Origin of the sequence: Acerihabitans arboris, assembly GCF_010131535.1 — a bacterium.
Lineage (GTDB): Bacteria > Pseudomonadota > Gammaproteobacteria > Enterobacterales > Enterobacteriaceae > Acerihabitans > Acerihabitans arboris.
On record NZ_WUBS01000021.1, the window covers coordinates 1 to 20,772 of the forward strand.

Genomic DNA, 20,772 nt, shown 5'->3' on the forward strand with positions numbered 1-20,772 from the left:
AGAAATGGACGATGCCGCTGAGGGACTGGCGCATGGCGATGAGCCGTTTTATTATCGAGTTCGGTGACCGCCTGGACGGTCACTTCTGAGAAAAGGCATTTACACAGAATCGTAAACAGGCTCAAATCACGGGATAACTCGCTGTTTTAAAAAGCTGAATTTGCTTACTCGACTTTACCCGATTAGTTTCAGGTCGGCTTTGCGGTGCCGCTTTTGCTCATCGTAATAATTCTCATGCGTGCCCAAACTCAGGAGGTAGATTTCCAGTTTCTGGTCCAGCCATGTGTAGCCGAGCAAGTATTGTTGCTTCCCCATGTAAAACTTATGCACCCACAGATAGCTGAGATCGCCTTTCTTGCGTTCGCCTATCTCCGGGTTTGCGATGATGCGATCAATCTCTTCATCAACGTTGTCCTGCTCCTCTTTGTTCAGGCGCTTAAAAGCTTTCTCAAAGCGACTTGACTGGTAAACCTCAATTTCCTGCTCTGTCTTTTCTGCGCACATATTTCTTCATTCTCCCGTTGTCCATTTCTGATTTCGCCAGCAGGATTTCGTTGATGAAGGAAAACGGCAGATCGGGGTTGTCCTCAGCAATGCGGCCAATCTTAGCCCAGTGCTCAATCTGCTTGGGCACGCTACGGCTCATCGCGTCTGCGTATGTTTTCACTTCTTCAACAAAATCATCATCTAAGCGGATACTTGTTGCCATTTTAAACCTCATGATGTAGTCACCCGTGCCAGTAAGGTATTGGGGTGGTTTCAATCGATACGTCAGTGTTTGACGCACTACAGACAAGATTATGCGACAAATTGTCGCATAATGCAACTTAGTGACGCGCAAGGCTAACTTGCTGGTTGGTTAGCTGTGTCCGCTTATCGCTCTTAGCCGACTGTCAGATTGAGCAACGGCTGATCCCTAAAAATAATTATACAAAACGGATTTGCAGTTTTTTCCCTACCGCAGCGGCATATTTTTTCAGCGTGTTATAAGACGGCCCTTGTGTACCGGAGGCTAAACCGCTTTCCAGCCGTGTAATCGCCGTTGCTTTGGTTCCCATTCGCTCAGCGACTTGCGCTTGGGTGAGGCCGGCTTTTTTGCGTGCGGCCAACAGCTCATCAAGCAGGGCGAATTCCCCGTCCAGCTTTTCGTATTCAGCCTTGAATTCCGGTTGCTCCATCCAATCAGAGACCATTTCGGCATGGGTTTTGGTTGGCGGTATGCGTTTAGCGTTCATTTTTTAACTCTCTCAATCTGGCTTCAGCGATGCTGAGTTCTTTGCGCGGCGTTTTTTGGGTTTTCTTGATAAAGCTATGCAGCATCACAATTCACTTTCCCACTACCGCGCAAAAGAACACACGTCCAATCCCTTCGTTACCTTTTACTCGAAGTTCGAAAAGTCCATTTCCGAAGGCGCTGGTATGTGGCTCACCGAGGTTACCACCGTACACTGTCATACGTTCGGTAAGCCTGGTATACCTGGCTCGCAAAGACAACGGCCAATGATCGATATCGTATCGAACGTCTTCACTATAGTAATCAATAGTGTATTCCATGGCTTAAAACATAACAAAAACGTTATGTTTATGCCAGCCGCAACGACTGTAGCCCAGGGGGTATAACACCGCGGGAATCCTTATCTTACTCCCGATTAAAGGCATAATAATGAGCAACATAAAAATGAATGGAAGTGATCAACGTTAGACTGATCGGTTATAAAAATCTTAACCCTTTTATTCTTTCGCTCATCAAGCTTCCGCTATCCTTGGTCGACACAAAGTCGGTCCACCATTGCATCATCGGGCGTCGTTGTTCAAGGTAATCACTGCGATTGTAGGCGCGGCGTACTTCGTTTTTATCCACATGTGCCAGCGCGGCTTCGATAACGTCTGGTGGAAAGCCTTGTTCGTTAAGCGTGGTGCTGGCGATTGAACGCAGCCCATGGGAGACCAGGGCACCACCAAAACCAGCGCGTTTCAACGCTGCATTCACCGTTTGGCTGTTCATCGGTTGCCTCGGTTTTATGCGGCTGGGGAAAACGTATTCACGCTGGCCGCTCAGTGGCTTCATAATCTCCAGAATAGATAATGCTTGCGCAGAAAGCGGCACTCTATGCTCCCGGTTCATTTTCATGCGTTCTGCCGGTATATGCCATTCTTTCGCTGATGAATCATGTTCTGTCCAACGGGTATCCGAGGCTTCGGCAGGGCGGCTAATCGTCAGTAGCTGCCACATAAATAAACAACGGGTGGGGAGTTCGATGTTAGCCAGCCGCATGGTCTGCATTAGTTGCGGTAGTTGATTCGGGCGAATGCTGGGCATGTGTTTTTTCTGTGGTTTCTCGAACGCCTTGCTGATGTTGACGCTGGGAGCCGCATCGATCAAAGCAACGTTCATGGCATAGATCATCACTTCGTTAATCCGCTGGCATAACCGTCTTACCGTTTCCAGTGTACCGGCTGGATAGCCTGTACCAGCATGCGCGCTTTAATGTTCGTGATGCTGATATCGCCGATGGGGGGAAATATATCCTTTTCGAGGGAGCGCCGGATATCTGAGGCATAGTCGGCGGTGACGCTGCTCTTTTTTAACTGTAGCCACCCACTAGATGGGTAACCTGCCTTTCGGGTACCTAAGAAGGTACCTAAAAGTTGTGGAAGCCACAAGATCGCCACAGCACCCAGCAGACGTAAAAAAGCCCGCAAGGCTTGCGCCATGCGGGCTTCTTGGACTTACTTGACGTTCTATAGAACAGAATTTGGTGGAGCTGGGGGGATTTGAACCCCCGTCCGGAATTATTACATCCTCGGTACTACATGCTTAGTCCAATCATTACATTCGCCCGGCAGCTGCGGATGGACACGCCACTGACAAACTAGCCTGATTGGATTTAACGCTTTGACCCCAGGCAGGATCTCTACGCGAGCTCTATTGGATTTGACCTCTCTTGATCCCCGTCCTAAGAGCGGAGGCTAGGGAGAAAGGGAACGCTCAGTTTCTTAGGCTGATTAAGCTGCTAAAGCAGCGCGATCGTATTGCGAGTCGTTTGCAATTATTTTTTTTGAGGCTGTTTAACGAGGCCTACCTCACCTCGGCATGCACCTTGGGTTTCACAAATCCCGTCGAATCCAGAATCAGCCCCAAGTTGTTAATTTCATTATAGCAAAATTAGGATGGCGCGGCAAACCTTAACGGTTGGCGTGCTTCATAATCCGGGCTTTATCGACCTGCCATTCGCGTGTTTTGATGTCGTCACGCTTGTCGAAATCTTTTTTACCCTTGGCGACGCCAATCTTCACTTTCGTCCAGGCGTTTTTCCAGTAGAGCGACAGGGCGACCACGGTGTAACCTTCGCGGTTGACCCGGCCGAACAACGAACTGATTTCACGTTTGTTCAGCAGGAGTTTACGGGTGCGCATGGGATCGCAGACCACATGCGACGAGGCGGCCATCAGCGGCTGGAAGGTAGCGCCGAACAGAAAGGCTTCGCCATCTTTAAGCAGCACATAGCTATCGCTGATGTTGGCCTTGCCGGCACGTAGCGATTTGACTTCCCATCCCTGCAACGCGAGTCCGGCTTCGAACTCTTCCTCGATGAAATATTCATGTCGGGCGCGCTTGTTTTGCGCAATGGTGGCTGAACCGGGTTTGTAAGCTTTTTTCTTTGTCATGATACTAAATATTATATAGTTTTATGGACTGGAATAAAATGCTTTCCTGACGTTACCCTGCGGTTTTGGTGCTTTTTAAGACAAATTAAGACAAACGGTCGCCAACACTTTTTTGTCTCATGACAGATAAATGATAATATTAAGAAGTAATCGTCAAGACAGGAACCCCTATGCCTCATATCAGTCGTTCCGCGCTGGTGCCCTACAGCGCGGAGCAAATGTTTGCTTTGGTTAATGACATCCAGGCCTATCCGGAGTTTATCCCCGGGTGTACCGGCAGCCGGGTGCTGGGTAAAGAAGGTAATGAATTAACCGCCGAGATGGATGTTTCCAAGGCGGGCATCAGTAAAACCTTCAGGACGCGCAATGTGATCACCGATAATGAAAGCATCGTGATGCGTTTGGTGGAAGGGCCGTTTCGCTCCTTTGCCGGCGACTGGCGTTTTACCACCTTAAGTCCGGAAGCCTGCAAGGTGGAGTTTGAAATGAGCTTTGAGTTCAAGAGCCGGATTATCGAACTGGCGTTCGGGCCGGTATTCAAAGAAATGGCCAACAGCATGGTGCAGGCGTTTACCCAGCGCGCGAAAGAGGTTTATCGTGCGGCCTGAACCTACGTCCGGCGCTAACCCGGGCGCTTCACCGGGCAGCACGACACCCGCTACGGCTGGCGCCATGCCGGGTGGAGCATCCGGTACCAAGGGCGGCGTCGTATCCGTAACCGCACCCACAGCTGCGCCCGGGACTTCAGCCGATGGGGCGGCCGATATTCATGTGGCAGTGGTGTATGCCCTGCCGGAGCGGCAGTACCTGCGGCAAGTGGTGCTGGCGCCCGGCAGCACCCTCGAACAGGCGATACAGGCGTCGGGCATTCTGGCAATACGGCATGATATCGATCTGGGCAAGAATAAGGTGGGTGTCTTTAGCCGCCCGGCCAGATTGAGCGACCAGGTTAATGATGGCGATCGGGTGGAAATCTATCGCCCGCTGTTGATTGATCCTAAGGATCTGCGTCGCCAACGGGCGGAACGTACTAAAAAATAGCTGGATATTGCGGGCTTTACCGACAAGGTCCGGCATTGCGCAATAATTGCTGGGTGCCTGGCCCGTTATCCACCCCGCTCGTTTTATTTTATTTCCGCTTTACCCACGACCCTCCCTTCGCTGCTTTTTCCCGCTTCGTTTCAGGTCAGGTTTTTAACGGGGCGTTAACTTTTTGGCGTATCCAACGACGCCCGGTTGTCGATATTCGTCAGGGTGCCGGCATCGCTAAAGGTCAGGGTAAGCGTTTGTTGCGTTACAGGCTCATGACCGGGCTGGCGGCGGAACACATAAAACCAGGTGTTGCTGCCGAACGGGTCGCGCATCATCGGCGTGCCCAGGATATAAGCCACCTGTTGCCTAGTCATGCCGGTATGAATTTTAGCTACGTCAGTTGCTGTCAGATAATTTCCCTGGTTGATGTCCGGGCGATAGACCAATCTTTCAAGCGTAGAGCAACCGGCGGTTAACATCAGGAGGACGACGGCAGCAGCAGTCAACGTCTTACAGCTCATAATAATCACATTCCTTTTGGGCATAGGATGCCGATGATAATAGACCTTGCCGACATTGGGAACCTCTACAAGGCCCATCTATGACCACAGGAACGTAAAAAAGTTATGCTTTTCTATGCCGCGAGCAGTTCTTTAGCGTTAGCCAACGTGTTTTTGGTGACCTCGCTACCGCCCAACAGGCGCGCCAGCTCTTGCAGGCGGGCTTTTTTGTCCAATGCGATCATCTGGGTCTCGGTCTCGTTGCCGTCGGTATTTTTACTGACAAAAAAGTGATGGTGGCCCGACCCCGCGACCTGCGGCAAATGGGTAACGCACATCACCTGGGTGGATTCGCCCAACTGGCGGAGCATTTTACCCACAATCGCGGCGGTAGGGCCACTGATGCCCACATCCACTTCATCAAAAATCAGCGCCGGGGTATCCATCTTGCGGGCGGTAATCACCTGTATGGCCAGGCCGATGCGGGACAGTTCGCCGCCCGAGGCCACTTTTGCCAGAGGCTGCAACGGCTGTCCGGGGTTGGTGGTTACCAGGAATTCGATTCGGTCCGCCCCTTCGGCGCCAAGCTGGTCCGCATCGAAATGGACATTGATCTCCAGCCTGCCGTGGGGCAGGGACAGCTCGCGGATGCTGCGGGTAATAAGGGCGGACAGTTCAAGCGCGTGATCCGCGCGTTTTTGGTGAAGCTCGCGCGCGGCCCGCATGGCCTGGCGATGATGTTGCGCCACCGTCTCGACCAGTGTCTGGGCATCGGAGTCGTGCTGTGCCAGCAACTGCTGTTCTTGCAGCAGTTGCTGGTAAAACTGCGGCAGGTCTTCTGGTTTGACATGGTGCTTACGCGCCAGGGACATCTGGCGGGACAACCGTTGTTCAAGTTCAAACAGCCGCGCCGGGTCCAAATCGAGCCGATCGCCATAATGACGCAGCTCTTCCGCGGCTTCGGTCAGCTGGATGGAGGCCTCTTCCAGTAAATCCATTACCGGGGAGAGGGTGCCGTCCATGCCCACCAGTTCGCCTACCTGCTGTTGCACGGCGTACAGCTGGCTGAGCAGGGTCTGGTCCTCGCCCTCCCTTAACATTTCCAGGGCCTGGCGCGTGGTGGCGATCAACTGGCCGCAGTTGGCGAGCCGTTTGTATTCCTGGTCGATTTGCTCGAATTCGCCGTCGGCCGGGATAAAATCGTTCAGCTCTTTTAACTGGTACTGCAGCAGTTCGCGCCTGGCCTCGCGTTCGGAGGCATGCTGGCGAAAGGCGGCCAGATCCAGGCAGCTCTGGTGCCATTGCCGGTAGGCGCCGGACATGGCGCGCCGCAGGTCTTCTTCATCGGCATAGGCGTCAAGCAGATGTTTTTGGTATTCAGGACGGAGCAACAGCTGGTGGGCATGCTGGCCGTGGATCTGGATCAGGTGGTGGCCAAGCTCCCGCAGCTGCGACAAGGGCACCGACGTGCCGTTGATAAACCCGCGCGAGCGCCCGTCATGGCCGACCACGCGGCGCAGCAGGCATTCGTTGCCGTTGTCCAGTTCGTTGTCCGCCAGCCAAAGGGCCGCCAGCGGCGCGTCGCCCAGGGCGAAACGCGCGCAGATATCCGCCCTGGGCGCGCCGGGGCGCACCATGCCGGCATCGGAACGGCTACCGAGGCATAATCCGAGGGCATCGATGGCAATGGACTTGCCCGCCCCGGTTTCACCGGTGATAACGCTCATCCCCGATTGAAAATCAATCGTCAACTCGCGCACGATCGCAAAGTTTGCAATAGTCAGTTGAGCCAGCATGGTAAGTTTCCTGTATATAAAAACACAGCTGTGGTTAAATCCAGTATAAACTGGTTTTTTATACAGTAAAGCAACAACTGTTGATTTTCAGAATAATTTTTTCGACCAGCCGAGTTTGGTGCTGAGCGTGTTGAAATAGTTGTAATCGTGGGGATGGACCAGATCCAGGTGATACTCGCTGCGCCGGATAAAAATCTCCTCGCCTTCCTGTATCGGCAGCGCTATCTGGCTGTCGCAGCTGATTTCCAGCTCGCTGCTGGCTTGGGAAAATTTCAGCCTGATGGTGCTGCTGCCGTTGATAACCAGCGGCCGGGAGGACAGGGTGTGCGGGAACATCGGCACCAGGGCGATGGCGTCCAGGTTCGGCGTGAGGATCGGGCCGCCGGCGGAGAGCGAATAGGCGGTGGACCCGGTGGGCGTGGCGATAATCAGGCCGTCGGAGCGCTGTGAAAATGCAAAGCTGTCGTCGATATAGACTTCAAACTCAATCATATGCGCCACCTTGCCGGGGTGGAGCACCACTTCGTTGATGGCGGTGCTGAGCCGCCCGCACTCATTGCCCCGGCACACCTGCGCCTCCAGCAGGAAACGCTGTTCGCAGCGGTAGTTGCCCGCCAGCACGTCGGTAAGCTGCTGCAGGGCGGAATCGGGGTCGAGATCGGTCAGGAACCCCAGGTTGCCGCGGTTAATGCCGATAACCTTGACATCGTAACGCGCGAGGATGCGCGCCGCGCCCAGCATATTGCCGTCGCCGCCGACCACCACCGCCAGATCGGCGCGCTGGCCGATATCAGCCAGGCTGCCGGTCACGGCGTCGGTTAGATCGAGATCGCGGGCGATTTGCTGCTCCATGATCACCTCATGTCCCTGCGCGATAAGCCAATGGTATAACATCTCGTGGGTGGCCAGGGCATTGGGATGGCGTGGATGGCCGACAATGCCGATGCTTTTGAAGGGGGTGTTCATGTGTTTGCTTTTCCTCGCCATGTTTTGCTGACTACATTATGCGACATCCCTTGAATCCCCGCTATTCATCCCCATAATAAGCGGAGTAGCAAGACTAAAAGGCTAATACGCGGAGAAACTCATGATGAGTAGTAAAGAACAGAAGATACCTGACGAGCAAGTCTCACAAGACATTACAACGGATGAGATTGAAACAGCGCAGCAGACGGAAGCAGCGCCCGAGACGGCAGACGTCGTGGATCCGCGCGATGAGCGTATCGCCAGCCTGGAAGCCAAGCTGGAAGAATTGCAGCAGCGTGAGCGCGACAGCCTGCTGCGCGCCAAGGCGGAAATGGAAAATCTCCGTCGCCGCACCGAGCTTGATGTGGAAAAAGCCCATAAATTCGCCCTGGAAAAATTTGCCGGTGAACTATTGCCGGTGATCGACAACCTGGAGCGCGGCCTGGATATGGCCGATAAGTCCAATAGCGAGCTGACCCCGCTTATCGAAGGGATCGAGCTGACCCTGAAATCGCTGCTGGACGTCGTGCGCAAATACGGCATCGAAGTGGTCGCCCAGACCCATGTACCTTTCGATCCGGCGGTCCACCAGGCCATGACCATGCTGGAATCCGGCGAGCACGAACCGAACCATGTCATGATGATCATGCAAAAAGGCTATACCCTGAACGGCCGCCTGCTGCGTCCCGCCATGGTGGCGGTATCCAAAGCCCAGGGCTAGCATTGCCCGCCCGCGAGCCGGTCGTCGAGTCCGATAACCGGCCCATCCGCCAGCGCGGGGTGGGGTTACTCCGACGGCAGCCTTGGTTGCCAATCAATGACCGGCCGCCCCTGCTGTTCCAGCAGCATATTGGCCCGGGAAAAATGCCCGCAGCCTAAAAACCCCCGGTGCGCCGACAGCGGCGACGGGTGCGGCGCTTTCAGGATATGATGGCGCTTGGGGTCGATGATGGCGCCCTTTTTCTGCGCATGCGATCCCCACAGCATAAACACGATGCCGTCACGCTGCTCATTGAGCACGGCAATCACTTTATCGGTAAAGGTTTCCCAGCCCAGGCTGGCGTGGGAATGGGCCTTGCCCGCCTCGACGGTAAGCACGGTATTGAGCAGCATCACGCCCTGTCCGGCCCAGCTTTGCAGACAGCCGTGTTCGGGTTTGGCGAAGCCCGGAATGTCATTGGCCAGTTCTTTATAGATATTCACCAAAGAGGGCGGGGCCGGCACGCCGGGCCGTACGGAAAAGGACAGCCCGTGGGCCTGGCTGGGGCCATGGTAGGGATCCTGGCCCAGGATTACCACTTTCGCCGCGCCAAGCTCGGTGTAGCGGAACGCATTAAAGACGTCTTTTTGCGGGGGATAGATGATTTTACCCGCCGCCCGCTCCGTGGCCACGAACGCCAGGGTTTGCCGGAAATAGGGTTGGTTTTTCTCCTCGGCGAGGGCGTCCCGCCAGGTTGGGCTTTGCGTCATGGTACGCTCCATGTTGATTTGCGACTGCGGATAGCTTACCGGCTTATGGCGTCGGACGAAATCATTTCTGTTGCGCATGGCCGCAGCAACAAAATATAGAAACGTTAAAAAATAGTTTAAAATAGCGCTGCCGGCAAATCCTGTGAAAATTGATATAAAACAAAAACATGCTCTTTTCGCCGCCGGACTTATCGGTAATAAATTGATTTAAATCAATGAAAGCGCGTCAGTTGGCTGGTATATAGTCAGTTAGACAAATTGGTTTTACCAAATGCCCAATTGAACCGGTAGCGTACCGGCATGACAATTGGCAGATTTTGAAGCCACACCATGGAGGCACTCTATGATTATCGGAACTCAAATCACCAAGGCTGACAACAAAGCGCTGGTTAACTCTTTCTGGCTGCTGGATAACAGCGTCGAACAGGCCCGTTGCCTGTGCGCCGTAGCCGGCTATGCCGACGATCAGGTGGTTGCGTTAAGCGAACTGGGCAATATCGAATACCGCCAGATTCCCCTTGAAGCCAAGGAAACCGTGCGTGTCGAAGGCGGCCAGCACCTGAACGTTAATGTGCTGACCCGCGAAACCCTGGAAGACGCCGTTGCCAATCCGGAAAAATACCCGCAGCTGACTATCCGTGTCTCGGGTTACGCGGTGCGTTTCAACTCGCTGACGCCGGAACAACAGCGCGATGTTATTACCCGTACGTTCACCGCCGCCATTTAATGACGCCGGCGCGCCGAAAGGGAGCATAAGCTCCCTTTTTTATTTCCGCTATCCACCCGCCGCTAAATCCACTTTGTCGAATCAATGAGTTGCATAACGTATTGATGAAAGTGCGTTTTGATCAATAAATGTAAAATTTCCCACCGCGACTATTTTGACCAATGCCGCCTTATGATAAAAATCAATTTAATTTATTGATAAATAATGTTTTTTTAAAAATCAATCGCAGGCGCGGCCGCGCGCGGCGGGTCGCTTAAGCCGGAAATCAGGATTGTCAGGTTAAAAATTGGTTAACAGGCCGAAAACCACAGCTTAGGCCATAAAAAAGCCGCCCGGGCGGGCGGCTTTTTAGTAGGCGTGATGCATTATTCATCAGTTGGTTTCGGCGCGGCCACGGCTGCCGCGGCCGGTTCCGCCGGGGCGGTCTTCGATACCCGGCGTTTGCCGATATTGCGCTTATCGCGTTGACGGACCTTGACCTTTTCCTTGACCTGGCCCTGCTCTTTTTTCTCTTTACGCTTAGCCAGTACTTTTTTCGAGGGTTTCCCGGTCACTTTCTCCGCCGGCGCGCGGGTGACGGGACGAAGCTCATCCACTATGCGCGCTTTCAGCGGTTCATTAAGGTAACGGCTGATTTTACCCAACAGCAGATGATCGTGCGCCTCCACCAGCGAAATGGCCGAGCCTTTGCGTCCGGCGCGGGCGGTCCGGCCGATACGGTGCAGGTAGACGTCGGCGGTGGTCGGCAGATCGAAGTTGATTACGTGGCTGATATCGTCGATATCCAGCCCGCGCGCCGCCACGTCGGTGGCCACCAGCACGTTCATGCGGCCGTCGTTCATGCGCTTGATGGCTTCGTTGCGTTTGGCCTGCACCATTTCGCCCTCCAGGTAACAGGTGGGGATGCCCGCCTGGTGCAGCCAGCTGACCACTTCATGCACCCGCTCGCGCTTACGCACGAAAACGATGGACTTGGTCACGTCCGGCAGCTTTAGCAGATAGGACAAGAGGGCGGTTTTATGCTTCAGGTCGTCGGCGCGATAATACCATTGGGTAATTTTTTTACGTTCGCGCCGTGAAGGCGTCGCGTCGATTTCAACCGGATCGTTTAACAGCCGTTCGGCAAAATCCTTGACCGCGTTGCCTTCAAGGGTGGCGGAAAACAACAGGGTCTGTTTACGCCAGCGGGTTTCAGCGGCGATCAGTTCGACATCCTGCGCAAAGCCCATCTCCAGCATGCGGTCCGCTTCATCCAGGATCAGCGTTTCGACCGCGCGGCAGTCAAAATTTTCTTCCTTGATATATTGCAGCAGCCGCCCGGTGGTGGCGACCACGATATCCTGGTTGTCGCTAAACACGATGGCGTGATTCATGAACGCCACGCCGCCGGTGATGGTGGCGATATCCAGGTGCGTATGCGCGGCAAGTTCCTTGGCCTGTTCCGCCACCTGCATGGCCAGCTCGCGGGTCGGGGTGATAATCAACACGCGCGGCGGGCCTGATTTCCGGCGGGGGAAATCGAGCAGGTGCTGCAATACCGGTAACAAATAGGCGGCGGTCTTGCCGGTACCGGTAGGCGCCGAACCCAATACGTCGCGCCCGTCCATAGCCGGCGGGATCGCTTCGGACTGAATGGCGGTAGGGCGCTCGTAACCTTTATCGCGCAGTGCGGCGATCAGGCTTTCATGCAGGTCGAGTTCGGAAAATTGGGTTACAGTCATGGTCTACCTCTGGTTGGGGCGCAGATTATAGACGGATCGCGGATAATCTTCATCTGTTTCCGCGCAAACGGATGATTTCATCCGCGGCCGGTTTGCCATAAAGTACCCCGATATGTCCTGAAGAGCCTAATGATGATCGAATCGCTGAAACGGAAAACGCCGCTGCGCCGGGATGGTTTTACCTTCAAACAATTTTTCGCCGCCCACGATCGCTGCGCCATGAAAGTGGGCACCGACGGCGTTCTGCTGGGTGCCTGGACGCCGCTGGGCCAGGCGCGGCGCGTGCTGGATATCGGCGCCGGCTGCGGCCTGGTGGCCCTGATGGTGGCGCAGCGCACCGGCGCTGACGTGCCGATCGACGCCGTTGAGCTCGACCCCGCGGCCGCCGGGCAGGCCGGTGAAAATTTCACCGCTAGCCCCTGGTCGTCGCGCCTGCGCATGATCAATGGCAATATTCTGGACTATATTCCGGATGCCCTGGCGCACGATGCGCCGGGAAGCGGCGAAAGCGGGGTAAACGCAGAGGGGGTCCAGGGCTACGGACTGATCGTCAGCAACCCGCCTTATTTCCCGGTCGGTTTAGCTACCAGGAGCGCGGAGCGCGACAGGGCGCGCTATACCTCGACCCTGACCCACGAGCGCCTGCTGGATGCCGCGCGTCAACTGGTGACCCCCGAGGGGCTGTTCTCGCTGGTATTGCCGCTGGCTATCGGCGAGGACGTGATTGCCATGGCCCGGCGGCAAGGCTGGCACCTGCGTTATCGCACCGACGTGGCCGACAACGCGGATAAACCCTTTCACCGGGTGCTGCTGGCGTTTTCCCCGCGGGCGGGGGAACTGACGTACTCCACGCTGATGCTGCGCGCGGGCGACGGCCGCTATTCGGCCGCTTACCGCGCGCTCACCGGTGAGTTTTATTTATCCCGGGACGGTACGCGCGGCGGGGCGAGCGACGATATCAACGGCAGATAAGGCGGTGCGGAACAGCAAGCGCGGCGGCGGTACATGGCCGGCCCGCTTGCCTGCTTGGTTGCCAGTTCCCGCCCGCCGGCGCCGGCGTTTTTCCCGGACTATCAGGGGTGCAGGATGGTTGGCTGCGGATTGGCGTCCATATCCGGATAGTCCAGCGTGTAGTGCAGGCCGCGGCTCTCTTTGCGCAGCATGGCGCTCTTGACTATCAGCTCGGCCACCTGGGTCAGGTTGCGCACTTCCAGCAGGTTATTCGAGATACGGAAGTTGGAATAATACTCGTCGATTTCCCGCTGCAGCAGGTTGATACGGTGCAGCGCGCGCTCCAGGCGTTTGGTGGTGCGCACGATGCCCACGTAGTCCCACATAAACAGCCGCAGTTCGTGCCAGTTATGCTGCAGCACCACCTGCTCGTCGGAATTGTCCACCCGGCTCTCGTCCCAGGGCGGCAGTTGCCTGGCCAGCTTGATTGACGGCAGGCGGGTAAGGATATCCTCCGATGCCGACCAGCCGTAGACCAGGCATTCCAGCAGGGAATTGGACGCCAGGCGATTGGCGCCGTGCAGGCCGGTATAACTCACCTCGCCGATGGCGTAGAGTCCGTCGAGATCGGTGCGCCCATGCTGATCCACCATCACGCCGCCGCAGGTATAGTGCGCCGCCGGCACGATGGGAATCGGCTCTCTGGTCAGGTCGATATCCAGCGTCAGCAATTTCTGGTAAATCATTGGAAAGTGCTGGCGGATAAAGTCCGCCGGCTTATGGCTGATATCCAGGTACATACAGTCGGCGCCGAGCCGTTTCATTTCATGATCGATGGCGCGGGCCACGATATCGCGCGGCGCCAGTTCGGCGCGCTCGTCGAAATCGGGCATAAAGCGCGTGCCGTCGGGGCGTTTCAGGTAAGCGCCTTCGCCGCGCAACGCCTCGGTGAGCAGGAAATTACGCGCCTGCGGATGGAACAGGCAGGTAGGGTGGAACTGGTTGAATTCAAGGTTGGCGACCCGGCAACCGGCGCGCCAGGCCATGGCGATGCCGTCGCCGGAAGAGATGTCGGGATTGGTGGTGTACTGGTAGACCTTCGAGGTGCCGCCGGTGGCCAGCACCACGGATTTTGCCCGGCAGGTTTCCACCCGTTCCTTTTCTCGGTTCCATATATAGGCGCCGACCACCCGCCGGGTGCCGGGCAGGCCGATTTTACTGGAACCAATCAAATCCACCGCGTTGCAGCGTTCCATGATATGGATATTGGGATGGCTGGCCGCCTTGGAGACCAGGGTGGTTTCCACCTCTTTGCCGGTGGCGTCCGCGGCGTGCAGGATGCGCCGATGGCTATGCCCGCCCTCGCGGGTCAGGTGATAACGCTCATCGGCGTGCCGGCCGGCGCGTTCGTCGTTTTCCCCGCCGGTGCCGGTGCCCGCTTCCGTATCGAACAGCACGCCCTGATCGATTAACCACTGCACGCAGTGGCGGGCGTTGCCGGCGATAAACTCCACCGCTTCGCGATCGCACAGTCCGGCGCCGGCTACCAGCGTATCCTCGACGTGGGAGGCGATGCTGTCGGTTTCGTCAAACACCGCCGCTATCCCGCCCTGGGCGTAATACGTCGATCCTTCGTTAAGGGGGCCTTTGCTTAAAACCATGACCTTACAATGCCCCGCGAGGCGCAGCGCCAGCGAGAGACCCGCGGCGCCGCTGCCGATGACCAGCACGTCGGCTACATGTTCAGTTAAAGGTTGCATAATGTATGGTGGTTACCATGGCAGAAATAATAGTTTTCTGATGTTAGCACTCTATGATTTAGGGCTAAACCGCTAATTGCTGATATTTTACCCGGCGGGTATTTACGCATGTTTACTGACATGCGGGTAATTTCACGGTACCCTGCGCTCTCAATAGAGGGCCGGGCGTCAACATGTCGCTTTGGCTGCGTATTTTCAGTATTCTGACACTACAAAACTTTATTTCATGATAGTCTGACTGCCACCCGGCCCAGCGCCGGCGCACCGAGAGCCGTCTCCAATTATAGTCAACAAAAAATACAGGCGGGGCGGAACTTTATGTATAGCGTAGACTCCAAACGGGAGCTTGCTCGTGTTATTGGTTTAGAGGCTGGCGGTACTATTTTTCGCGTGGAGATAAATTTGAGGAGAATTTACCTCGGATGAGCGAGCAGTTAACGGATCAGGTGCTGGTTGAACGGGTCCAGAAAGGCGACCAGAAAGCGTTCAATTTACTGGTCGTTCGTTACCAGCACAAAGTGGCGAGCCTGGTATCCCGGTATGTTCCCCAAGGGGACGTGCCCGACGTGGCCCAGGAATCGTTTATCAAAGCCTATCGCGCCCTGGAGTCGTTTCGTGGGGATAGCGCTTTTTATACATGGTTGTATCGTATCGCCGTCAACACGGCTAAAAATTATCTGGTTGCCCAGGGCCGGCGCCCGCCGTCGAGCGATGTGGACGCCAACGACGCCGAAAACTACGAAAGTGCGGGCGCGTTGAAAGAAATATCGAACCCTGAGAATTTAATGTTGTCTGAAGAGTTGCGACAGATAGTGTTTCGCACTATCGAAGGGCTTCCCGAAGATTTGCGTATGGCAATCACGCTTCGGGAACTGGATGGCCTGAGCTATGAAGAGATAGCCTCCATCATGGATTGCCCGGTGGGTACGGTAAGATCGCGTATCTTCCGTGCACGCGAAGCTATTGATAATAAAATTCAACCGCTGATTCAGCGATAACGATGGCGGCAGGAGAAGGTACCCACGCATGCATAATGAAAAGCTTTCCGCTCTCATGGATGGAGAGTCGTTCGATAACGAACTGCTCAACGATTTATCCAGGGATGACAAGTTACAACAAAGCTGGCAACGGTATCACCTGATCCGCGATACGATGCGCGGGGATATCGGCGCGACGCTGCACCTCGATATTGCCGATCGTGTCGCGCAGGCCATCGCCCGCGAACCGGTCCGCCTGGTGCCCGATGCGGTCAAGGAATCACAGCCGCAGCCTGAAACCTGGCAAAAATTGCCGTTCTGGCACAAAGCGCGCCCATGGGCCGCGCAATTAACCCAGATCGGCCTGGCCGCGTGCGTGTCGCTGGCGGTAATCGTGGGCGTGCAGCACTACAACCAGCCGGTCAACAACGACGCGCAGCCGGAAGCGCCGGTGTTCAACACCCTGCCGATGATGGGCCAGGCTTCCCCGGTCAGCCTGGGCGTGCCTTCGGCCACCAATACCGCCGATAACGGTTCCCAGCAGCAGGTGCAGGAACAGCGCAAGCGTATCAACGCCATCTTGCAGGATTACGAGCTGCAGCGCCGGGTTCACTCGACTCAGCTGCAATTTGACCAGCATGAAACCCAGCAGGCCGCTGTCCAGGTGCCTGGAACCCAGTCTTTAGGAATGCAACCGCAGTAATGAAGCCATTTTGGTGTGCTATTTGTCTTATGGCAGGCAGCCTGTTCTTTTCCACCAGCGCTCGCGCCGCCGATATCCCGACCATGGCACCCGGCGCGCTGTTGCAGCAGATGAGCCAGGCCAGCCAGTCGTTAAACTACGAATTTGCTTTTGTCAGCGTCAACAAGCAGGGTGTCGATTCGTTACGATTTCGCCATGCCGTGTTTGAAAAGCACCGGTTAGCCCAGTTGCTGCAAATGGACGGCCCCCGCCGTGAAATAGTACAGCGTGACAATGAAATCAGCTTCTTCGAGCCGGGTCTCGAGCCTTTTACGCTAGCCGGCGATCATATCGTTGATTCTCTCCCCTCTATCGTTTACGCTGACTTTGAACGTCTGGCGCAATTTTACGATTTTATTCCCGTCGGCCGTACCCGTGTTTCCGATCGCCTGTGCGAAGTCGTGCGGGTCGTGGCGCGGGACGGTACGCGGTTTGGTTATGTGCTGTGGATCGATACCGCCACCAAACTGCCGCTGCGCGCCGATCTCCTCGATCGCGATGGCGAGGCGCTGGAACAGTTCCGCGTGATCTCCTTTATCGTGGATCCGCAGGTGCAGTCCCTGATGCAGGGATTGGAAAAAGTGAATCTGCCTCCGCTGCTGGCGATGCCGGCCTCGGAGAAAGCTGATTTCGATTGGAGCGCCGGCTGGCTGCCAGCGGGCGTGAGTGAAGTTTCGCGCAGCCGCCGCACGTTGCCGGGCATTAACGTGCCGATCGAAACCAGGCTGTATACCGACGGGCTGTTTAGTTTCTCGGTGAATATCGCGCAGGCGGAGCAGGGCGAGGCGGAGCGGTTTATCCGCACCGGACGGCGCACCATACACACCGAGGTCCGCAGCAATAAAGACATTACCGTTGTCGGCGAATTGCCTCCGGCTACCGCCAAACGCATCGCCGACGGTGTGATATTTAAGGCGCAACCATGATTAAAGAATGGGCGACGGTTATCTCATGGCAACAGGGCGTGGCACAGCTGCGCTGCGAGCAGCGTTCCGGCTGCGGCAGCTGTCACGCCAGCGGCAGTTGCGGCACCAGCATCCTCAACAAAATGGGGCCTGACTCCTCGCAACAGCTGAAGGTTGAGAGCAAACATCCCCTGGTGCCAGGCCAGCGGGTGGAAGTCGGCATCGCCGAGGCCAGCCTGATTCGTTCGGCGCTGCTGGTCTATATGCTGCCGCTGGTAGGCCTGATTGCCTGCGCGGCGCTGATGCAGGGCTGGTTCAATACCGATCTTGCCGCGGCCTGCGGCGGACTGGCCGGCGGTATCGGCGGGTTTATGTTGGCGCGCTTTTTCGCCCAGCGCATCGGCAATGAACGCGAATACCAGCCGGTGATTTTGCAAATCGCCCTGCCGCCGTCCTCGTTTTACCTGCGCCAGGACAGCCCCGCCGAGCGCTAGGGCGGCCCGCCCCACCCGGCCGGATACCCGGCCTCTCTTCCCGATCCCCCTCCCGTATGCGGATAATCCCCCGGTGGCCGCCGGACGTAGATGTTCTTACAAACTTAGCCCCCGGCAATGCCCGCTAACCTTTCTTGCAACTCCCATACAGTGTAATATGCGCCAATGATTGAGTGGGTAGTTTTGCTGTTACGTCCATCGCTGTGTCCACCGAAATAAATCTAAGCAACATAATTAGAGAAAAATTCATATAAATGAAGAACATCCGTAATTTCTCCATCATTGCCCATATCGACCATGGTAAGTCGACCCTCTCCGACCGGCTGATCCAAACCTGCGGTGGCCTGGCTGAACGCGAAATGGAAGCCCAGGTGCTGGATTCCATGGATCTGGAACGCGAGCGCGGCATTACCATCAAGGCGCAGAGCGTTACGCTTGACTACAAAGCCGACGACGGTCAGATCTATCATCTTAATTTTATCGATACCCCGGGCCATGTGGATTTCTCCTATGAGGTTTCCCGTTCCCTGGCCGCCTGCGAAGGCGCGCTGCTGGTGGTGGATGCGGGGCAGGGCGTGGAAGCGCAAACCCTGGCCAACTGCTACACCGCCATGGAAATGGACCTGGAGGTGGTGCCGGTGCTGAACAAGATCGATTTACCCGCCGCCGATCCCGATCGGGTGGCGCAGGAAATCGAGGATATCGTCGGCATCGACGCCACCGACGCCGTGCGCTGCTCGGCCAAGACCGGCGTGGGCATCCCGGAGCTGCTGGAGCGGCTGGTGCGCGATATTCCGCCGCCCGAGGGCGACCCGGAGGCCCCGCTGCAGGCGCTGATTATCGACTCGTGGTTTGATAACTACCTCGGCGTGGTGTCGCTTATCCGCGTGAAAAACGGCACCCTGCGCAAGGGCGAAAAGATCAAGGTCATGAGCACCGGCCAGACCTATAACGCCGACCGGCTGGGCATTTTTACCCCCAAACGCATCGACCGCGACATCCTCAGGTGCGGAGAGGTCGGATGGCTGGTCTGCGCCATCAAGGATATCCTGGGCGCGCCGGTGGGCGATACCCTGACATTGGCCCGCCAGCCCGCCGATAAGGCGTTGCCGGGCTTCAAGAAGGTCAAGCCGCAGGTTTACGCGGGCATGTTCACCATCAGCTCCGACGACTATGAGGCTTTCCGCGACGCGCTGGGCAAACTCAGCCTCAACGACGCCTCGTTATTCTACGAGCCGGAGAGTTCCACCGCGCTCGGGTTCGGCTTCCGCTGTGGTTTCCTCGGCCTGTTGCATATGGAAATCATCCAGGAGCGGCTGGAGCGCGAGTACGACCTGGAGCTGATTACCACCGCGCCCACGGTAATCTATGAGGTTGTCACCACCGATAATCAAACCATCTACGTCGACAGCCCGTCCAAGCTGCCGCCGCTGAATAATATCCTCGAGCTGCGCGAGCCTATCGCCGAATGCCACATGCTGCTGCCGCAGGAGTTCCTGGGCAATGTGATTACCCTGTGCATCGAAAAACGCGGTATGCAGACCAACATGGTCTATCACGGCAACCAGGTGGCGTTGACCTACGAGATCCCCATGTCGGAAGTGGTGCTGGATTTTTTCGACCGGCTGAAATCCACCTCGCGCGGCTACGCCTCGCTGGACTATGGGTTTAAACGTTTCCAGACCTCTGACATGGTGCGGGTGGATATCCTGATCAATAGCGAGCGGGTGGACGCCCTGGCCCTGATTACCCACCGCGATAATTCCCAGCGTCGCGGCCGTGATATCGTGGAAAAAATGCAGGAGCTTATTCCCCGCCAGCAGTTCGATATTGCCATTCAGGCCGCCATCGGCAACCACATTATTGCCCGTTCCACGATTAAGCAATTACGTAAGAACGTACTGGCTAAATGTTACGGCGGCGATGTCAGCCGTAAGAAGAAATTGCTGCAAAAGCAGAAAGACGGCAAGAAGCGTATGAAGCAGGTGGGTAACGTCGAATTACCGCAGGAAGCGTTCCTGGCGATTCTGCACGTTGGCAAAGACAGTAAATAACCCAAAGGAGTTGGCATGGCAAATATGTTTGCCCTGATCCTGGCAATAGCCACCTTGATAACCGGTATTATCTGGTGCGTGGATCGATTTAAACTGGCACCGGCGCGCCGCGTCAGGCAGGCGCAGTTAACTACGGCCGCGGGCGATGACGCGGCGCATGACAAGGCGGCGCTGAAAAAAGCAAAACAACCGGGCTGGATTGAAACCTGCGGATCTATTTTCCCGGTATTACTGGTGGTATTTATAGTACGGTCGTTTCTTTACGAGCCGTTTCAGATTCCCTCCGGCTCCATGATGCCGACGCTGCTGGTGGGAGACTTTATCCTGGTGGAAAAATTCGCCTATGGGATCAAAAATCCCATAACCCAGACTACACTTATCCCTGCCGGCCACCCGCAGCGCGGGGACATCGTGGTATTTAAGTATCCGCCCGATCCTAAGCTGGATTATATTAAACGCGTGATTGGCTTGCCGGGCGATCGGATTATTTACGATCCGCTGAATAAAAGCGTGACCGTGCAGCCGGGCTGCGCCAATAGCCCGTCCTGCTCGAGCGCGCTGGCGGTAACCTATAGCGATATGGCGCCGAGTGATTTTGTCCAGACCTTTGATTCAACCGGCAGCGGCGAATCCTCCACCGGTTTCCTGCAGGTTCCGCCCGATCGGCAGGTGGACGGCGGTATCCGCCTGGCGGAGCGCACGGAAACCCTGGGCAACGTGACGCACCATATCCTGACGGTGCCGGGCCAGCAGGATCAGGTCGGGATGTATTACCATCAGCGCAGCCAGCAGCTGGCGGAATGGTCGGTACCCGACGGGCATTATTTTATGATGGGCGATAATCGCGACGATAGCGCCGACAGCCGTTTCTGGGGGTTTGTCCCGGAAAAGAACCTGGTCGGCAAAGCCACCGCGATTTGGATGAGTTTTGAAAAACAAGAAGGTCAATGGCCCACCGGCGTACGTTTAAGACGTATCGGCGGAATACATTAATCAAATACGTTTTTA

The 20,772-nt window shown here is 56.1% G+C and carries 21 protein-coding genes, 1 other RNA gene and 2 pseudogenes; 11 read left to right on the forward strand and 13 right to left on the reverse strand.

Going from position 1 to position 20,772, the window contains the following annotated elements; translation table 11 throughout:
- Window positions 1-174: 174 nt before the first annotated feature.
- From GRH90_RS23425 to smpB, 7 genes and pseudogenes are all read right to left on the reverse strand, one after another.
- Window positions 175-504 carry a type II toxin-antitoxin system RelE/ParE family toxin gene (locus GRH90_RS23425; protein WP_162368403.1) on the reverse strand — a complete coding sequence of 110 codons (330 nt, stop codon included), beginning with the start codon at window positions 502-504 and terminating at the stop codon, window positions 175-177.
- Window positions 473-709, reverse strand: coding sequence for a ParD-like family protein (locus GRH90_RS23430; protein ID WP_136168230.1), 237 nt, complete (start codon window positions 707-709; stop codon window positions 473-475). Before GRH90_RS23430 ends, GRH90_RS23425 begins: the two co-directional genes overlap by 32 nt.
- Window positions 710-926: 217 nt before the next feature.
- A complete protein-coding gene (locus GRH90_RS23435; protein ID WP_162368404.1) occupies window positions 927-1,235 on the reverse strand; it encodes a helix-turn-helix domain-containing protein in 309 nt (102 codons plus the stop codon).
- Window positions 1,225-1,554, reverse strand: a pseudogene (locus GRH90_RS23440) (type II toxin-antitoxin system RelE/ParE family toxin). The gene GRH90_RS23435 and the pseudogene GRH90_RS23440 overlap by 11 nt, the downstream one beginning before the upstream one ends.
- A gap of 157 nt (window positions 1,555-1,711) precedes the next feature.
- A pseudogene (locus GRH90_RS23445) lies at window positions 1,712-2,598 on the reverse strand (integrase domain-containing protein); the annotation flags it as partial.
- A 159-nt stretch (window positions 2,599-2,757) separates the two neighbouring features.
- Window positions 2,758-3,140: a transfer-messenger RNA gene (gene ssrA, locus GRH90_RS23450) on the reverse strand.
- Window positions 3,141-3,186: 46 nt separating this feature from the next.
- Window positions 3,187-3,669: an SsrA-binding protein SmpB gene (gene smpB / locus GRH90_RS23455; RefSeq protein ID WP_162368405.1), complete on the reverse strand. Its 483-nt coding sequence runs from the start codon at window positions 3,667-3,669 to the stop codon at window positions 3,187-3,189.
- A gap of 170 nt (window positions 3,670-3,839) precedes the next feature.
- Between smpB and GRH90_RS23460 the strand changes: the two genes are divergently transcribed.
- Window positions 3,840-4,277, forward strand: coding sequence for an SRPBCC family protein (locus GRH90_RS23460; RefSeq protein ID WP_162368406.1), 438 nt, complete (start codon window positions 3,840-3,842; stop codon window positions 4,275-4,277).
- 157 nt (window positions 4,278-4,434) lie between these two features.
- The gene (locus tag GRH90_RS23465; RefSeq protein WP_312857217.1) at window positions 4,435-4,710 is read left to right on the forward strand and encodes an RnfH family protein; all 276 of its coding nucleotides are present in this window, start codon (window positions 4,435-4,437) and stop codon (window positions 4,708-4,710) included.
- 164 nt (window positions 4,711-4,874) lie between these two features.
- On the opposite strand, the gene bamE is transcribed toward GRH90_RS23465, so the two are convergent.
- The 3 genes from bamE to nadK all read right to left on the reverse strand — a co-directional run bounded on the left by bamE (window position 4,875) and on the right by nadK (window position 7,963).
- Window positions 4,875-5,222: an outer membrane protein assembly factor BamE gene (gene bamE, locus GRH90_RS23470; protein WP_162368408.1), complete on the reverse strand. Its 348-nt coding sequence runs from the start codon at window positions 5,220-5,222 to the stop codon at window positions 4,875-4,877.
- 113 nt (window positions 5,223-5,335) lie between these two features.
- Window positions 5,336-6,997, reverse strand: coding sequence for a DNA repair protein RecN (gene recN / locus GRH90_RS23475; protein ID WP_162368409.1), 1,662 nt, complete (start codon window positions 6,995-6,997; stop codon window positions 5,336-5,338).
- An 87-nt stretch (window positions 6,998-7,084) separates the two neighbouring features.
- Complete coding sequence (gene nadK, locus GRH90_RS23480; protein WP_162368410.1) at window positions 7,085-7,963, reverse strand: NAD(+) kinase; 879 nt, start codon at window positions 7,961-7,963, stop codon at window positions 7,085-7,087.
- A 124-nt stretch (window positions 7,964-8,087) separates the two neighbouring features.
- Here nadK and grpE point away from each other — a divergent pair, with 124 nt between their 5' ends.
- On the forward strand, window positions 8,088-8,684 hold the full coding sequence (grpE, locus tag GRH90_RS23485) for a nucleotide exchange factor GrpE (RefSeq protein ID WP_162368474.1): 597 nt from the start codon (window positions 8,088-8,090) through the stop codon (window positions 8,682-8,684).
- A gap of 65 nt (window positions 8,685-8,749) precedes the next feature.
- On the opposite strand, the gene ung is transcribed toward grpE, so the two are convergent.
- Entirely contained in the window at window positions 8,750-9,433 is a 684-nt protein-coding gene (gene ung, locus GRH90_RS23490; protein WP_162368411.1) for a uracil-DNA glycosylase, read from the reverse strand.
- 343 nt (window positions 9,434-9,776) lie between these two features.
- On the opposite strand from ung, the gene grcA reads away from it, so the two are divergent.
- Complete coding sequence (gene grcA / locus GRH90_RS23495; protein ID WP_162368412.1) at window positions 9,777-10,160, forward strand: autonomous glycyl radical cofactor GrcA; 384 nt, start codon at window positions 9,777-9,779, stop codon at window positions 10,158-10,160.
- 365 nt (window positions 10,161-10,525) lie between these two features.
- Here grcA and srmB read toward each other — a convergent pair whose 3' ends face one another.
- Entirely contained in the window at window positions 10,526-11,881 is a 1,356-nt protein-coding gene (gene srmB / locus GRH90_RS23500) for an ATP-dependent RNA helicase SrmB (RefSeq protein WP_162368413.1), read from the reverse strand.
- Window positions 11,882-12,013: 132 nt separating this feature from the next.
- Here srmB and GRH90_RS23505 point away from each other — a divergent pair, with 132 nt between their 5' ends.
- Window positions 12,014-12,853, forward strand: a complete 840-nt coding sequence (locus GRH90_RS23505) for a tRNA1(Val) (adenine(37)-N6)-methyltransferase (protein ID WP_162368475.1) — start codon at window positions 12,014-12,016, stop codon at window positions 12,851-12,853.
- Between the two features lie 101 nt (window positions 12,854-12,954).
- Here GRH90_RS23505 and nadB read toward each other — a convergent pair whose 3' ends face one another.
- Window positions 12,955-14,592, reverse strand: a complete 1,638-nt coding sequence (gene nadB, locus GRH90_RS23510; protein WP_162368414.1) for an L-aspartate oxidase — start codon at window positions 14,590-14,592, stop codon at window positions 12,955-12,957.
- A 422-nt stretch (window positions 14,593-15,014) separates the two neighbouring features.
- On the opposite strand from nadB, the gene rpoE reads away from it, so the two are divergent.
- From rpoE to lepB, 6 genes are all read left to right on the forward strand, one after another.
- The gene (gene rpoE, locus GRH90_RS23515) at window positions 15,015-15,590 is read left to right on the forward strand and encodes an RNA polymerase sigma factor RpoE (protein WP_162368415.1); all 576 of its coding nucleotides are present in this window, start codon (window positions 15,015-15,017) and stop codon (window positions 15,588-15,590) included.
- Window positions 15,591-15,618: 28 nt separating this feature from the next.
- Window positions 15,619-16,272, forward strand: coding sequence for an anti-sigma-E factor RseA (gene rseA, locus GRH90_RS23520; RefSeq protein WP_162368416.1), 654 nt, complete (start codon window positions 15,619-15,621; stop codon window positions 16,270-16,272).
- A complete protein-coding gene (gene rseB, locus GRH90_RS23525; protein ID WP_162368417.1) occupies window positions 16,272-17,237 on the forward strand; it encodes a sigma-E factor regulatory protein RseB in 966 nt (321 codons plus the stop codon). The genes rseA and rseB overlap by 1 nt, the downstream gene beginning before the upstream one ends.
- Window positions 17,234-17,710 carry a SoxR-reducing system protein RseC gene (rseC, locus tag GRH90_RS23530; RefSeq protein ID WP_162368418.1) on the forward strand — a complete coding sequence of 159 codons (477 nt, stop codon included), beginning with the start codon at window positions 17,234-17,236 and terminating at the stop codon, window positions 17,708-17,710. Before rseB ends, rseC begins: the two co-directional genes overlap by 4 nt.
- Window positions 17,711-17,964: 254 nt before the next feature.
- Entirely contained in the window at window positions 17,965-19,764 is a 1,800-nt protein-coding gene (gene lepA / locus GRH90_RS23535) for a translation elongation factor 4 (protein ID WP_162368419.1), read from the forward strand.
- A 15-nt stretch (window positions 19,765-19,779) separates the two neighbouring features.
- Window positions 19,780-20,757, forward strand: a complete 978-nt coding sequence (gene lepB, locus GRH90_RS23540) for a signal peptidase I (protein WP_162368420.1) — start codon at window positions 19,780-19,782, stop codon at window positions 20,755-20,757.
- Window positions 20,758-20,772: the final 15 nt, after the last annotated feature.